Annotated in this window: 14 protein-coding genes; 8 read left to right on the forward strand and 6 right to left on the reverse strand. The window is 54.7% G+C overall.

Annotated features, from left to right (window positions below):
- Window positions 1-38 precede the first annotated feature (38 nt).
- The 7 genes from pstB (at window position 39) to V6944_RS03715 (ending at window position 8396) form a co-directional block, all read left to right on the forward strand.
- Entirely contained in the window at window positions 39-812 is a 774-nt protein-coding gene (gene pstB, locus V6944_RS03685; RefSeq protein ID WP_035893601.1) for a phosphate ABC transporter ATP-binding protein PstB, read from the forward strand.
- A gap of 14 nt (window positions 813-826) precedes the next feature.
- Window positions 827-1552 (forward strand): phosphate signaling complex protein PhoU, encoded by a 726-nt coding sequence (gene phoU, locus V6944_RS03690; RefSeq protein WP_333497937.1) that lies wholly within the window; start codon window positions 827-829, stop codon window positions 1550-1552.
- Window positions 1553-1865: 313 nt separating this feature from the next.
- On the forward strand, window positions 1866-2702 hold the full coding sequence (gene bglG, locus V6944_RS03695; RefSeq protein ID WP_333497938.1) for a transcriptional antiterminator BglG: 837 nt from the start codon (window positions 1866-1868) through the stop codon (window positions 2700-2702).
- 132 nt (window positions 2703-2834) lie between these two features.
- Entirely contained in the window at window positions 2835-4712 is a 1878-nt protein-coding gene (gene bglF, locus V6944_RS03700) for a PTS beta-glucoside transporter subunit IIABC (protein WP_333497939.1), read from the forward strand.
- A 104-nt stretch (window positions 4713-4816) separates the two neighbouring features.
- Window positions 4817-6424, forward strand: coding sequence for a carbohydrate porin (locus tag V6944_RS03705; RefSeq protein WP_333497940.1), 1608 nt, complete (start codon window positions 4817-4819; stop codon window positions 6422-6424).
- Window positions 6425-6484: 60 nt separating this feature from the next.
- Complete coding sequence (locus V6944_RS03710; protein ID WP_442910720.1) at window positions 6485-7624, forward strand: alpha/beta hydrolase-fold protein; 1140 nt, start codon at window positions 6485-6487, stop codon at window positions 7622-7624.
- 55 nt (window positions 7625-7679) lie between these two features.
- Window positions 7680-8396, forward strand: coding sequence for a glucosamine-6-phosphate deaminase (locus V6944_RS03715; RefSeq protein ID WP_333497942.1), 717 nt, complete (start codon window positions 7680-7682; stop codon window positions 8394-8396).
- Window positions 8397-8569: 173 nt separating this feature from the next.
- Here V6944_RS03715 and yieH read toward each other — a convergent pair whose 3' ends face one another.
- Complete coding sequence (gene yieH, locus V6944_RS03720; RefSeq protein ID WP_333497943.1) at window positions 8570-9235, reverse strand: 6-phosphogluconate phosphatase; 666 nt, start codon at window positions 9233-9235, stop codon at window positions 8570-8572.
- A gap of 169 nt (window positions 9236-9404) precedes the next feature.
- Here yieH and adeP point away from each other — a divergent pair, with 169 nt between their 5' ends.
- Window positions 9405-10742 (forward strand): adenine permease AdeP, encoded by a 1338-nt coding sequence (gene adeP / locus V6944_RS03725; protein ID WP_333497944.1) that lies wholly within the window; start codon window positions 9405-9407, stop codon window positions 10740-10742.
- 72 nt (window positions 10743-10814) lie between these two features.
- Here the strand turns inward: adeP and V6944_RS03730 are convergent, their stop codons facing one another.
- From V6944_RS03730 to mnmE, 5 genes are all read right to left on the reverse strand, one after another.
- On the reverse strand, window positions 10815-11381 hold the full coding sequence (locus tag V6944_RS03730; RefSeq protein WP_333011165.1) for an NADPH-dependent FMN reductase: 567 nt from the start codon (window positions 11379-11381) through the stop codon (window positions 10815-10817).
- Between the two features lie 41 nt (window positions 11382-11422).
- Window positions 11423-12172, reverse strand: a complete 750-nt coding sequence (locus tag V6944_RS03735) for a 4'-phosphopantetheinyl transferase family protein (RefSeq protein WP_333497945.1) — start codon at window positions 12170-12172, stop codon at window positions 11423-11425.
- Window positions 12173-12329: 157 nt separating this feature from the next.
- Window positions 12330-13289, reverse strand: a complete 960-nt coding sequence (gene yidZ / locus V6944_RS03740; protein WP_333497946.1) for an HTH-type transcriptional regulator YidZ — start codon at window positions 13287-13289, stop codon at window positions 12330-12332.
- Window positions 13258-14439 (reverse strand): MFS transporter, encoded by a 1182-nt coding sequence (locus V6944_RS03745; protein WP_333497947.1) that lies wholly within the window; start codon window positions 14437-14439, stop codon window positions 13258-13260. Before V6944_RS03745 ends, yidZ begins: the two co-directional genes overlap by 32 nt.
- A gap of 173 nt (window positions 14440-14612) precedes the next feature.
- Window positions 14613-15977, reverse strand: a complete 1365-nt coding sequence (mnmE, locus tag V6944_RS03750; protein WP_333497948.1) for a tRNA uridine-5-carboxymethylaminomethyl(34) synthesis GTPase MnmE — start codon at window positions 15975-15977, stop codon at window positions 14613-14615.
- Between the last annotated feature and the right edge of the window lie 24 nt (window positions 15978-16001).

Raw genomic sequence — 16001 nt, forward strand, 5'->3', positions numbered from 1 at the left:
GGCCAACGATGGCGGCGCTGGATGAGGAAGAGATTGAGATGAGTATGGTGAACACAACTCCGGGTAAAATTTCAGTACGTGACCTGAACTTCTACTACGGCAAATTCCATGCCCTGAAGAACATCAACCTGGATATCGCCAAAAACCAGGTAACGGCGTTTATCGGCCCGTCAGGCTGCGGTAAATCGACGCTGCTGCGTACCTTCAACAAGATGTTTGAACTGTACCCGGAGCAGCGTGCAGAAGGTGAAATTCTGCTGGATGGCGACAATATTCTCACCAATACCCAGGATATCGCCCTGCTGCGTGCCAAAGTGGGTATGGTGTTCCAGAAGCCAACGCCGTTCCCGATGTCGATTTACGACAACATCGCCTTCGGCGTGCGTCTGTTTGAAAAGCTCTCTCGCACCGATATGGACGAACGCGTGCAGTGGGCTTTGACCAAGGCCGCATTATGGAACGAAACCAAGGATAAACTGCACCAGAGCGGGTACTCTCTCTCCGGTGGTCAGCAGCAGCGTCTGTGCATCGCGCGCGGTATCGCGATTCGCCCGGAAGTTCTGCTGCTGGATGAGCCGTGTTCCGCTCTTGACCCGATCTCCACCGGGCGTATCGAAGAGCTGATTACCGAGCTGAAAGAGGATTACACCGTCGTTATCGTGACCCACAACATGCAGCAGGCTGCACGTTGCTCCGACCACACGGCATTTATGTACCTGGGCGAGTTGATTGAGTTCAGTAACACGGACGATCTGTTCACCAAGCCCGCGAAGAAACAAACAGAAGATTACATCACCGGTCGTTACGGTTGATTCAGGAGCGCGTTGTGGACAATCTGAACCTTAATAAACATATTTCCGGCCAGTTCAACGCTGAACTGGAAAGCATTCGTACCCAGGTGATGACCATGGGCGGTATGGTGGAGCAGCAGCTTTCTGATGCCATTACCGCCATGCATAACCAGGACAGCGAACTGGCAAAACGCGTGATCGACGGCGACAAAAACGTCAACATGATGGAAGTGGCGATCGACGAAGCCTGCGTGCGCATTATCGCCAAGCGTCAGCCGACGGCGAGCGACCTGCGTCTGGTGATGGCGATTATCAAAACCATCGCCGAGCTGGAACGTATTGGCGATGTGGCTGATAAAATCTGTAGTACGGCGCTGGAGAAATTCTCTCATCAGCATCAGCCGCTGCTGGTCAGCCTGGAATCACTGGGCCGCCACACCGTGCAGATGCTGCACGACGTGCTGGACGCCTTTGCGCGTATGGATCTGGACGAAGCGGTACGAATTTACCGTGAAGACAAGAAAGTTGACCAGGAATATGAGGGCATCGTGCGCCAGCTGATGACTTATATGATGGAAGACCCGCGCACGATCCCAAGCGTGCTGACCGCGCTGTTCTGTGCCCGTTCGATTGAACGAATCGGTGACCGTTGCCAGAATATCTGCGAATACATCTTCTACTTCGTGAAAGGGCAGGATTTCCGTCACGTTAATAGCGATGAGCTGGATAAACTGTTGGTCGGGAAAGCGCCGAAAGAGTAAGCCTTTCGCCCTCTCTTCTCTCCAGGGAGAGGGCAATATTAATAAAATCGCAAATATACATTCCTCAAAATTATATTTATAAATTCCTAAAATAGACGAAATATAATATCAGGGATGTTAGTCACAGTTTGTCACACCTGCCATTGCATTTGATTCTCTGAAATACAAAAATCCATCTCAATTAATTTTTATAAAAATCGAACTTCACGCTGTTTTAATGACTGGATTGTTACTGCATTCGCAGGCAAAACCTGATTGCGTCAGCTAACGCTGGCAACGTCGGGTTTTTTTGTCTTTAAAAAAGGTCATACAGATGATTATGCAGATCGCCAGAGTCTTAAATAATAACGTATTGGTGGTGACCGACGAAAACCAGGGCGAAAAAGTTGTCATGGGTAGGGGTATTGGTTTTCAGAAACGGGTCGGTGAGTACATTAATACTCAGGGTATTGAAAAAGAGTATGCCCTAAGCAGTCATGAATTAACCCGGCGCTTAAGCGAGCTGTTGAGCCGTATTCCGCTGGAGGTGATGACGACCTGCGACATTATTATTTCCCGCTCTCGCGAGCGGCTGGGTCACTTACAGGACAGCATCTATATTTCGCTCACCGACCACTGCCAGTTTGCGCTAGAGCGCGTCCGGCAGGGGATCGTTCTGCCCAACGCGCTGCTGTGGGATATCAAACGCCTGTATCCAAAGGAGTTTCAACTGGGAGAAGAGGCGCTGGCGGTGATTCACAAACGTCTGGGCGTACGGCTTCCTAAAGATGAAGTGGGATTTATCGCCATGCACCTGGTGAGCGCGCAGATGCGCGGCAGCATGGAGGATGTCAAAGAGATCACTCAGTTGATGCGGGAAATGCTGCAGCTGATTAAGTTCCAGTTTGCCATTAACTATCAGGAAGAGAGCCTGAGCTACCAGCGGCTGGTGACGCATCTAAAATTCTTTGCCTATCGCATTATTGAGCACGCCTCGGTGAGCGATGAAAACCCGGAATTACAGCAGGCGGTTAAGCAGAACTATTTTGCCGCCTGGGAGTGCGCGGAACGAATCGCCGCGTTTATCCGCCAGCAGCATCAGCGGGAAACCACGTCGGAAGAGATTATGTTTCTGGCGATCAATATTGAGCGGGTTCGCAAAGACCATTAATCGTATATCGCTGGTTTAACTTCAGCATTGTTACCGCTTCGGCGGGCAAAACCTGAAGAAGATTACCTCCGGGAGGTGGGTAATTTTCTTCAGGTTTTTTTTTGATTGCCGCATCGCGGTTGAGGATCACACATGACGGAATTAGCCAAAAAAATTGTGGCTGGAGTTGGGGGCAGGGACAATATCATCAGTCTGATGCATTGCGCCACGCGTCTGCGCTTTAAGCTAAAAAACCACGATAAAGCGCAGGCCGAGGCGCTGAAAAACACGCCGGGCATTATTATGGTGGTGGAGAGCGGCGGACAGTTTCAGGTGGTTATTGGTAACCATGTTGCGGACGTTTTCAACGCCGTTAACGCGCTGATTGGTTTTAATAGCGAAACGCAGGCAGCGCCGGAAGACGGTGCCAAAGACAGCCTGCTAAGTCGCTTTGTCTATATCATTTCCGGGATCTTTACGCCGCTTATAGGTCTGCTGGCGGCAACGGGTATCCTGAAAGGGCTGCTGGCCGTGGCGCTGGTCTGCCAGTGGACAACCGCTCAAAGCGGCACTTATCTGCTGCTGTTCAGCGCCAGCGATTCACTGTTCTACTTTTTCCCGATAATTCTCGGCTATACCGCCGGCAAGCGCTTTGGTGGCAGCCCGTATTTGACCATGGTGATCGGCGGCGCGCTGGTACACCCGCTCATTCTGCGTGCCTTTGAGAGCGCACAGACGCCAGATGCGACGGTGCTGCACTTTCTCGGCCTGCCCATCACCTTTATCAATTATTCCTCATCGGTGATCCCGATTATTTTTTCCGCCTGGCTTTGCAGCCTGATGGAGAAAAAGCTGAATGCCTGGCTTCCTTCGGCAATTAAGAACTTCTTCACCCCGCTGCTGTGCATGGCGGTGATTATTCCGGTCACCTTCCTGGTGGTTGGCCCGCTATCGACCTGGGTGAGTGAGCTGATTGCGGCGGGGTATCTCTATCTCTACCATGCTGCGCCCTGGTTTGCCGGTGCGGTGATGGGCGGGCTGTGGCAGATTTTTGTGATGTTTGGCCTGCACTGGGGGTTAGTGCCGCTGTGCATCAACAACTTCACCGTACTGGGCTACGACACCATGCTGCCGCTGATGATGCCTGCGATCATGGCGCAGGTTGGGGCGGCGCTGGCCATCTTTTTGTGTGAACGCGACGGGCAGAAAAAAGTGGTCGCGGGCTCTGCGGCGCTGACCGGGCTGTTTGGTATTACCGAACCGGCGGTGTACGGCGTCAATCTGCCGCGAAAATACCCCTTTATTATCGCCTGCGTCAGCGGCGCCATCGGTGCCGGGGTGATTGGTTTTGCGCAGACCAAGGTCTACTCCTTCGGCATCCCCAGTATTTTCACCTTTATGCAGACCATTCCACCGGGCGGCATCGACTTTACCGTTTGGGCGTGCGTGATTGGCGCAACCATTGCCATTGCCGGCGCGTTTGCGGGCACGATGATATTTAGCCTGGCGCTGAGCCGGAAAAATATCCCGGCTACAGCGGCGGTCGCGCCAGAGCGTCCTGTCGCTCAGCGGGTAAACCAGAAAACCATTGCCGCGCCGCTGGCCGGGAGCGTGGTTTTGCTGTCAGAAGTTACCGATACCACCTTTGCCAGTGGGCTGCTGGGTAAAGGCGTGGCGATTCTCCCGACGCTTGGCGAGGTATGCTCGCCGGTGAAAGGACGGGTGGCTTCGCTGTTTGCGACGCTGCACGCTATCGGTATTGAGTCCAGCGATGGCGTTGAGGTGTTGATTCACGTGGGCATCGATACGGTAAAACTCAATGGACAATATTTTACCGCGCATGTGCAAATTGGCGATGACGTGGCGGTGGGCGATCGTTTGCTAACGTTTGATGCCGACGCTATTGCCGCTGCCGGATTCGATTTAACCACGCCGGTATTAATCAGTAATAGCGATGATTATACCGATGTCCTGCCGTTAAATATGGCAATCGTGAATATTCAGGAGCCGCTGCTCTCCGTTATCCAGTAGCCCAATTATATACCACCACTGAAGTGATACCTCGCTTCAGTGGACACCTATTGTCTGAATTTTACGGGCCGTTATTTTAATTATTAATTATATAAAGGGATATTATGTTTAAAAAGAATCTGATTACCTCTGCCATTTTATTGATGGTGCCACTCTCTTATTCATTTCAGGCTTACGCCCAATCATTAACCGTCGAGCAGCGCCTTGAGCAGCTTGAGCAGGCGTTAAAAGATACGCAAAAGGAACTGAAAAAATATCAGGATGAAGAACGCCAGCGCGATATTGCCCTCACCGCGGCGCCAGCCGCCACGGCTCCGGTAGTGAAGAGCACGGCTAAACCTGATGCGGTGCTGGTGAAAACTTCCGCGCCGAACGGCGACGGTAGTGAGGCGGTGTATTCGTCGATGACAATGAAAGACTTTAGCCAGTTTGTGAAGGATGAAATTGGCTTTAGCTATAACGGTTATTATCGTTCAGGTTGGGGGACCGCCTCTCATGGTTCGCCGAAATCCTGGGCCATTGGCTCGCTGGGTCGTTTGGGTAACGAATACAGCGGCTGGTTCGATCTACAGCTAAAGCAGCGCGTGTATAACGAAGGCAACAAACGCGTTGATGCGATTGTGATGATGGACGGTAACGTCGGTCAGCAGTACTCCACCGGCTGGTTCGGCGATAACGCTGGTGGTGAAAACTACATGCAGTTCTCCGATATGTACGTCACCACTCAGGGCTTCCTGCCGTTCGCGCCGGAGGCGGATTTCTGGGTCGGTAAACACGGTGCGCCGAAGATTGAAATACAGATGCTCGACTGGAAAACGCAGCGTACCGACGCGGCGGCGGGCGTCGGCCTGGAAAACTGGCAGGTGGGTCCGGGTAAATTTGATATCGCGCTGGTGCGCGAGGATGTCGACGACTACGACCGCGCGCTGGAAAATAAGCAGCAGATCAACACCAACACCCTGGATATTCGCTACAAAGATCTGCCGCTGTGGGATAAAGCCACGCTGATGCTCTCCGGGCGCTATGTCGCGGCTAACCAGAGCTCATCGGAAAAATATAATGAGGACAACAACGATTTCTATCAGTGGAAAGATACCTGGATGTTTGGCACCACGCTGACGCAGAAATTCGATAACGGCGGCTTTAACGAATTCTCGGCGCTGATGGCGAATAACTCCATTGCCAGCAGCTTCTCGCGCTACGCGGGCTCCAGCCCATTTACTACCTTTAACGGTAGATATTATGGCGATCACACCAACGGCACCGCCGTGCGCTTAACATCGCAGGGCGAAACTTATGTTGGCGATCATTTTATTGTCGCTAACGCGCTGGTCTATTCATTCGGTAACGATGTGTACAGCTATGAAACCGGCGCGCACACCGATTTTGAATCTATCCGCGCGGTGGTTCGTCCGGCCTATATTTGGGATCAATATAACCAGACAGGCGTTGAGCTGGGTTACTTTACTCAGCAAAACAAAGATGTGAAAGGTAAGAAATACAACGAATCCGGCTACAAAACCACGCTCTTCCATACCTTTAAAGTCAATACCAGTATGTTGACTTCTCGCCCGGAAATCCGCTTTTACGCCACCTATATTAAAGCGACGGATACCGAACTGGATAAAGCCGCGAATAATACCGATAGCGTTTTTGAAGATGGTAAGAACGATCAATTCGCCGTCGGCGCTCAGGCCGAAATCTGGTGGTAAGACGAACATAACGAAAGGACGATGGTGATGAAATTAAAAGCAGTTTATTTATCCGTGGCGATGGTCAGCGCGTTGATGACGAATATCAGTTTTGCCGCTGACCTTCCCGCCAGCCCGGACCCGACGATACCGGTGAATCAGTACGTCACCCAGGTGAATGCCGATAACAGCGTGACCTGGCGCTTCTTTGCCCCAACGGCGAAAAGCGTTTCGGTGGTGGTGGGGGTACCGTCGCCCGAGTCGATTCACCCGATGGTGAAAGACAGCGCTGGCGTCTGGAGCTGGCGTGGCCCGGTGATGAAATCCAATCTGTACGAATACTTTTTCAACGTTGATGGCGTGCGCAGTATCGATACCGGCACGGCGATGCCCAAGCCGCAGCGGCAGGTCAACAGCAGCATGATCCTTGTGCCCGGCAGTATTCTGGACGTGAAGGCGGTTCCGCATGGCGATCTGATCGCTGTGACCTATCACTCCAGCGCCTTGAAATCCGAACGGCAGATGTACGTCTGGACGCCGCCGGGCTACAACGGCCAGGGAAAACCGTTGCCAGTACTCTATTTCTACCACGGCTTTGGCGATACCGGGCGTTCGGCTATCGATCAGGGACGCATTCCGCAGATCATGGATAACCTACTGGCGGAGGGCAAAATTACGCCGATGCTGGTGGTGGTGCCGGACACCGAAACGGATGCCAAAGGCGTCGTGGCGGAAGATTTTGTCCCGCAGGATCGGCGTAAGTCGTTTTATCCGCTCAACGCCAAAGCGGCCGATAGCGAGCTGATGCACGACATTATCCCGCTGATCGACCAACGTTTTAACGTGCGCAATGATGCCGATGGTCGCGCACTGGCCGGGCTGTCACAAGGTGGCTATCAGGCGCTGGTCTCCGGAATGAATCATCTGGAGAGCTTCGGCTGGCTGGCGACCTTTAGCGGCGTCACCACCACCACGGTGCCGGATGAAGGCGTCAGCGCGCGCTTCAAAGACCCGCAGGTTATCAATAAACAGCTGCGTAACTTCACGGTGGTCGTCGGCGATAAGGACGCCGTGACCGGTAAAGATATCGCCGGGCTGAAGGCCGAACTGGAGAAACAAAAGATCCACTTTGAATATCACGAATACCCGGGCCTGAATCATGAAATGGACGTCTGGCGTCCGGCCTATGCTGAGTTTGTGCAGAAAATTTTTAAACCGTAACCCCTGCGCTGGGGCCAGACCGCTGGCCCCGTTTAAACCTCAAGGAATGGATGAGATGAAATTAATCGTAACGGAAGATTATGCCGAGATGAGCCGGGTTGCCGCGCAGCATCTGTTGGGCTACATGTCGCAATCACGAAGGGTGAATTTGGCTATTACCGCGGGTAATACGCCAAAGCTGATGTATCAGTACGTCACCGAGGCGGTACAGGGCAAACCATGGTATTCACACTGCTTTTTTTATAATTTTGATGAGATCCCGTTTCGCGGTAAGCCGGGGGATGGCGTGACCATCACCAACCTGCGAAAACTATTTTTTACTCCGGCAGGTATTAACGAAGACAATATCCAGCAGTTGACGCTCGATAACTACCGGGATCATGACGGTAAAATTGCCCGCGATGGCGGTTTGGATCTGGTGCTGATGGGGTTGGGGGCCGACAGCCATTTTTGCGGTAATCTTCCCGGTACGACGCATTTCCACGATCTGACGACCGAAGTCCCGATTGTGGGCAAAATGGTCGACCTGGTGGTGCATGGCGAGCTGGGCGGGGATTATTCGCTAGCGCCGGACAGCTACGTCACCATGGGGCCGAAAAGTATTATGGCGGCGAGGAACCTCATCCTGATCGTCAACGGCGAGGGGAAAGCGCAGGCGCTTAAGCAAGTGCTTGAAGGCCCGGTAAGCGAAACGGTTCCTGCGTCGGTGTTGCAGCTTCATCCGTCATTAACGGTGATTGCGGATAAAGCCGCCGCGTCGGCGCTCGCCTGACCTTGCGGAGATGCCGGATGGCGGCGCTTCGCGCCTTATCCGGCCTACAGCAACCATTCGTAGCTCGGCCGAGCGAACGCGACGCCGGGAATGGGCTCCGAGCCGCCCCGGTGTCGGCATAAATGCCTCGCCCGGGCTACCCGCCAATGACAAAAGCGCGTAGGCCGACACCGTTATCGCGTAATATCCCAGCCGCGTGCCTTCCACAGCGCTGGCAGTTCCGCCAGATCGGTAAACGTCGTCACCTTCGGATGAACAATCGGCTTGTTGTGTGGGTCGGCGCAGAAGTAAAACACCTCCATACCCGCATCAATCCCCGACTGGGCGCCCGCGCTGGAGTCATCCACCAGAATGCACTTCTCCACGTTCACGTTCATCGCTTTCGCCGCATGGTGCATCAGCGCCGGGTCCGGCTTCCAGCGCTGGATATCGTAACCGCTGAACAGCTTATCCGGGAAATGGTGCAACATCTCCAGCTTGCCGAGCGAATGCTGCATTTTGCTGACCGGGCCATTCGACACCACGCACATCGGTACGCTAACCGCGTCCAGCAACGCATTCGCTCCGGCAATCACCTCCAGCTCGGTGTCGAAAAGGCGTGCGACCTCGGCGCGGTAAACCGGTTCTAACTCGGCTTTTTCCAGCCGGGTGCCGTGTTCATCGTTAATGATGTCGATAATCTCGTAGAGCTTTACGCCCTTGAAACGTTTAAAAATCTCTTCCAGATCGAGCGTGATACCAAATGTTTTGAACATATGGACGTAGGCCCGTGAACAGATCACTTCGCTGTCTACCAGCGTACCGTCACAGTCGAAAAAAACCGCTTCAACTCCGGACATGTCATTTCCTTTTTAACAAGTTTAACGTTTACGTAATGCCGAATTGAGAGACGCAATCGTTGCCGTATAAGCAAAATCAATGAAAAAAAGTATCTCGCAACCGCGCCTATTGTCGCATTTTGGTATAGGATAGCGACGAATTTTCCTTCCATGTCTGCGGAAATTAATAATGAGTCAACAACACACCACCCCGGCTTCCGGTCAGGGGATTCTGGAGCGCGTGTTTAAACTGCGCGAGCACGGCACGACGGCACGTACCGAAGTGATCGCCGGTTTCACGACCTTCCTGACGATGGTCTACATCGTTTTCGTTAACCCGCAAATTCTTGGCGTAGCTGGCATGGACACCAGCGCAGTGTTTGTTACTACCTGCCTGATCGCAGCGCTGGGCAGTATTCTGATGGGCATCTTTGCCAACCTGCCGGTTGCACTGGCACCGGCAATGGGCCTGAACGCGTTCTTCGCGTTCGTCGTCGTGCAGGCGATGGGCCTGCCGTGGCAGGTCGGTATGGGCGCTATCTTCTGGGGCGCTATCGGTCTGCTGCTGTTGACGATTTTCCGCGTGCGTTACTGGATGATTGCCAATATCCCGGTTAGCCTGCGCGTAGGTATCACCAGCGGTATCGGTCTGTTCATCGGCATGATGGGCCTGAAAAACGCCGGTGTTATCGTGGCAAACCAGGACACGCTGGTCTCTATCGGTAACCTGACTTCTCACAGCGTACTGCTGGGCGTGCTGGGCTTCTTTATCATTGCGATTCTGGCTTCCCGCAACATTCACGCAGCGGTGCTGGTTTCTATTGTGGTAACCACGCTGTTGGGCTGGATGCTGGGCGATGTGCACTACAGCGGCATCGTTTCTGCGCCGCCGAGCATTACCACCGTGGTCGGTCATGTTGACCTGGCAGGCTCCTTCAACCTGGGTCTGGCGGGCGTTATCTTCTCCTTCATGCTGGTAAACCTGTTTGACTCCTCCGGTACGCTGATTGGCGTGACCGACAAAGCCGGTCTGGCCGATGCGAAAGGCAAGTTCCCACGTATGAAGCAGGCGCTGTTTGTCGATAGCGTCTCCTCGGTTGCTGGCTCCTTTATCGGCACCTCTTCCGTCACCGCGTATATCGAATCTTCCTCCGGCGTGTCCGTGGGCGGTCGTACCGGTCTGACGGCGGTAGTGGTTGGTCTGCTGTTCCTGCTGGTTATCTTCCTGTCGCCGCTGGCGGGTATGGTGCCGGGCTATGCGGCTGCAGGCGCGCTGATTTACGTGGGTGTCCTGATGACATCCAGCCTGTCTCGCGTGAAGTGGGATGACCTGACCGAAGCGGTTCCTGCGTTTATTACCGCGGTGATGATGCCGTTCAGCTTCTCAATCACCGAAGGTATTGCGCTGGGCTTCATCTCTTACTGCGTGATGAAAATCGGTACCGGTCGTTTCCGCGACCTCAGCCCGTGCGTGATGGTTGTCGCACTGCTGTTTATTCTGAAGATTGTGTTTATTGATGCACACTAAGTAAGAAAACCCTCACCTGACTGGTTTTCTCCCTCTCCCTATGGGAGAGGGCCGGGGTGAGGGTCATTCTGTTTACGCTTTAACGCGCTGAATGTACTCGCCAAATGCGGTCAGCTGACCGGTCAAATGATCCAACGTCCCCTGTTCAATCACTTCACCCAACTGCGGGTCGACCTTATTCTGAATCACGCCGCCCATAAACTCCGGCTTGTTCATTACCATCGCATCCAGGAACACCAGAATCTGGCGCAGATGATACTGGCAGCGCGCGCCGCCGATAGCGCCCATTGAGCTGGTCTGAATCAGGACCGGTTTACCTGAAAGCGGCTGATCCGGCAGACGAGAGAGCCAGTCGATAGCGTTCTTCAGGCCACCCGGCACAGAATAGTTGTACTCTGGCGTAACGATAACCACGCCGTCGGCCTGGCGAATCTGTTCTGCCAGCGCTTCCACGCTTTGCGGGAAACCGTCTTCTTGCTGGAGGTCCGCGTCATACAGCGGGATATCGCCAATCGACGGCAGTGCGGAAACGGTCATGCCCGCCGGGGCGATTTTAGGCAGGGTGCGCGCCACCATACCGTTGAATGAGCCTTTACGCAGGCTTCCCAGTAACGTCACAACGTTCAATGTTTCAGACATGACTACTCCTTTTCCATCATGGCGGCTGAAATCCAGCCGAATCAATTGAGTATAAGCGCTTTCTCCGTCGGTAGGCTGGTGAATCTCATCAGGCGTGCCGAGGGTTCGTTAGCCCGGGTCTGGGCATCGGGCAGGCTACGCCAGCCGTACTTACCATCAAACTCCCAAACCTTGAGTTTGTCGATAGACGGTGAAGCGGCTAGCGACCAGACCAGCACGTCTTCGGCATCGCAAATGACTTCAAGCTGGTCGGTTAACGCCGAGCGAAGGCGGCCTGAGCCGGGCAGTAGCTGGAGTGTCTGGGGGGAATCATGGTGAACGTCCCCTGACAGCTTGAGGACGCTCTGACGCAGCGTGATGAGCTGTGCGCGCGCTTCATGTGGATCATTCTGGTTGTTGATCCACAGATTCTCATTGCTGGTAAAGCGGTAGCTTTCCATCATTGTGGCCTGTGGGGTGCTACGCAGCGTGCGCAGTAGCTCCATATCAAGGCCGCATTGGCCTTCGGTCGTCAGAGCAACGCCGACAATGTTACCGGCATAAGCGATAGAAAAATCAGGCAGATGGCTGTCTTTAAAATACGGTTTTCCTTCTTCCTGAGTGACGATTTCAGGCAGTTCACTGATGCCGTACAGCATAAACAGTAATTCAGCTAACAGCGCGCGGGAAGCCAGGTAACGGGTCCGTCGATGGGCCGGCAGCTGGCGCGCAATATTATGGCTGGTGGATGAGAGCCTGACCGATAGTAGATGTCCGTCCTTAAGGATCCCTCTTGCAAAGTGCGTCGCCATTTTTCGCTCCGTGATTAATGGACTGTGGATATGACGAGAGTAACATTTACGTCAGTTATGATCAGGTTTTACTGCCTAAAAATGCGATTGAAAAGGGGAATTACGCGACCTTTACACTTCGCCCTAACTGAAACGTATTATTTTTACGAATAATGAGTCAGGAAACAGCGAGATATAAGGCTTTGAGGGTATCACGGAGCCAAATAATTTTCGGGTTGTGACTATTTCGTTTATGCCAGAGTAGGGTAAACGGCACCTGCAGTTTTTCCCGCTGCACGGCATCAAACGGCAGTGGGCGAGGCACTAAAGGCAGGTTGTGCAGTTGATTATAATGCTGGCAATAGCGCGGCGCGGTGGCGATCATCTGGTGGTCAGGCTGGGCGGCCATAAACAGTGACTGTTCAAAGCCCGGCAGGCTGAGCGCGATTTGACGCTCGCGCCCCATCTCCTGCAATACGTCGTCCAGCGCCCAGGTATCGCTCTGCTCCCAGCAGATGCTGATGTGCGGGTAGCGCAGGAATGTCTCCAGATTCCACTCCTCCTGAAGCGCTGGATGGTCCTCACGCAGCCAGACCCAGGGCAGGTCGGTAAACAGCACCTCGTAGTCTATCGACAGCGGCAGCAGGCTCAGCAGCTCGCGTGAGCGGGGATGACTTTCACGCCCGGTGAAGCCGATGTCGACCTCACCGCGAATAATCGCGTCCAGTGAATCATAGTCCCAGTTACGCACTTTGATGGTCGCCTGCGGATAGCGCTGATAAATCTGACTGGAGAGTTGGTTGAACATGATCATCACCAGCGGCGTTTCGGCGACCAGGTCGAACTTCAGCCCGCGCGGCGTTTCGTGGTGCGGTTTATCCAGCAGCTGATTGCCCATCTGCATCCACTCGGCCAGGCTTTGCTCCATGCTGACCATCAGCGGCGTCGGCGTTAGCCCAAGCGGGGTATTCACAAACAGCGGATCGTCAAACCAGGCTCGCAGCTTCGATAGAGACTTACTGACCGCCGACGGCGTGACGTTCATCCGTTTGGCGGTTTTGGTAACGCTGCGCTCCTGCATCAGAAGCTGCAGGCATAGCAGTAAATTAAGATCGAGACTGGAGAGGGGCTTCTTCATGTGTTGGCGCAGACCGGTTAGGAGCCACTGAGATAATCAGCAGTATGCACACTATGCTACAGCCAATCAGAATCCCGATCAGCATATTCAATGCATCAAGCCCCAGGATGGCCGACAGCCATATCCACAGCGACGAACCGCAGACCTGAGCGATACCCAGCGCCGAACTGGCAACCCCGGCCCGCAGCGAGAATGGCCCCAGCGCCTGGCTCATGGCAACGCCAAAGCCTACCGAGAAGCCTGCGCAAATTAAGGTCAGCCCGAAGAGCGTGACCGCGTTGGTACCGGCAAGTGTGAGCACAATCCCCGCCGCCAGGAACAGCACCTGTGAAGCCAGCATGAGAGTGCGGGGTTTAAACAGGCTCAGAGCGAACGGCGTCGAGAATGACACCGCCATGCTGACGCCTGCGGTCATCGCCATGGTCGTGGCATATTCGCCACGGTCAAAGCCCATAACCTCCATCAGCAGCACCGGTGAGGTGTTTACGAAGGTGAGGATCACCGACACGCTCAGCGTGGTGATTGCCAGACGGCTGAGGAAGAAGCGATTTACCAACGACTCGGCTCCTGGCGTATGGCCTGCCGAGGCAGGCAGCGTCGCCGGGCGTGATTCTCGCAGCACAAACACTGACAGCAGGCAGACCACTACGCCCATGCCAATCATCGTGTAGAACAGACTCTGCCATGGGTATTTGAGCATAATCAGGTGCCCCAGCACCGGCGCGAGCACCGGCACGATGCAGGTGATGCCATTAAGCAGCGACAGTACCTTGGCCCGCAGACGATCGTCGAGCGTATCGCGCAGGATAGCGAACGCCACGACGTAGCAACAGCCAGCCCCCACCCCTTGAATAAAACGGCCCACCAGGAAGGGCGTCCCGCTCTCCGCCAGCGAACAGATCGCGGAAGCGGCGATGTAGATCAGCGCCCCGACAATCGCTACCGGCTTGCGGCCTGATTGGTCCGCCACCTTCCCGGCGAACAGCATCGCGGTTGCCATCCCGGCCAGATAGACCGAAAACGCGATGTGTAGCTGCGCTTCGCTGGCCTGTAAATCAGCGGCGATACGCGGTAATCCCACCAGATACATATCAATACCGGCGGGATAGAGTAAAACCAGGGCAAAACAGCAGACGAGAAAGCGTGTCATGGCGACCTCACGAGAAATGTGGCGCTCAGCATACTGGGGCGCGTGCGATGACACGAGTTGCCATTTGGACAACAGTGATTTCCTGTGAGGAAAAATCTGTTACCTGATAGTGTTAGCCTTACCGGCCTACATGTCGCATAGGCCGGATAAGGCATAGCTGCCATCTGGTAAAACTATTTACCGATACAGAAGCTGGAGAAAATCCTACCGAGCAGATCGTCGGAGGTAAATTCCCCGGTGATCTCACTCAGGCTCTGCTGCGCCAGGCGCAACTCTTCTGCCAGCAGCTCTCCGGCCCAGGCACCGAGCAGCTGGGCTTTCCCCTGCTCCAGATGCTCGGCGGCATCGGAAAGCGCCTGCAGGTGGCGACGACGCGCCAGGAAGCCGCCTTCCATGTTGTTTTCGAAGCCCATGCTCTGTTTGAGATGGTTACGCAGCACGTCGACGCCTTCGCCGGTGCGTGCAGAGAGACGCACAAGTGAGTGGCCATTTACTTCACTCAGCCCCAGCGTTTCGCCGGTGATATCAGCCTTGTTACGCACGACAGTGATCGGCAGGTTTGCTGGCAGACGAGCGATAAAGTCCGGCCAGATGTCAGCAGGATCGGTGGCGTCGGTCGTCGTGCCATCGACCATAAACAGTACGCGGTCGGCCTGCTCAATTTCCTGCCAGGCACGCTCGATGCCGATACGTTCTACTTCATCGTTAGCGTCGCGCAGACCGGCGGTATCGATGATATGCAGCGGCATGCCATCAATATGGATATGCTCGCGCAGCACGTCGCGGGTGGTGCCCGCGATGTCGGTGACGATAGCCGCTTCACGGCCCGCCAGGGCGTTCAACAGGCTCGATTTTCCGGCGTTCGGGCGGCCGGCAATCACGACCTTCATCCCTTCGCGCAGCAGGCTGCCCTGACGCGCTTCGGCACGTACGGCGTCGAGATCGCCCATCACCGCATTCAGCTGCGCTTCGATTTTACCGTCGGAGAGGAAATCGATCTCCTCGTCCGGGAAGTCGATCGCCGCTTCAACGTAGATGCGCAGGTGAGTGAGGGCTTCCACAAGGTGATTAACGCGCGCCGAGAAGGCACCCTGCAGCGAGTTCAGCGCGGAGCGTGCTGCCTGTTCAGAGCTGGCGTCAATCAGGTCAGCAATAGCTTCTGCCTGTGCCAGGTCGAGCTTATCGTTTAAAAATGCGCGTTCGGAAAACTCACCGGGGTTGGCAATGCGTACGCCCGGCAGCGTCAGAATACGTTTTAGCAGCAGATCGAGGATCACCGGGCCGCCGTGGCCCTGAAGCTCCAGCACGTCTTCACCGGTGAACGAGTTCGGCCCAGGGAACCACAGCGCAATGCCCTGATCCAGCGCGCTGCCGTCGCTGTCTTTGAACGGCAGGTAATCGGCGTAGCGCGGTTTAGGCAGTTTGCCCAGCACCGCCTGCGCGACATCTCTCGCCTTCAGGCCGGAGATGCGCAGAATGCCCACACCACCGCGTCCCGGTGGGGTGGCCTGGGCGACGATCGTGTCGTTTTGGCTCATGGTTTATCTCTACTGTGTCGCAAT

The organism is Kluyvera sp. CHPC 1.2972 (assembly GCF_036759925.1).
Classification (GTDB): Bacteria; Pseudomonadota; Gammaproteobacteria; order Enterobacterales; family Enterobacteriaceae; genus Kluyvera.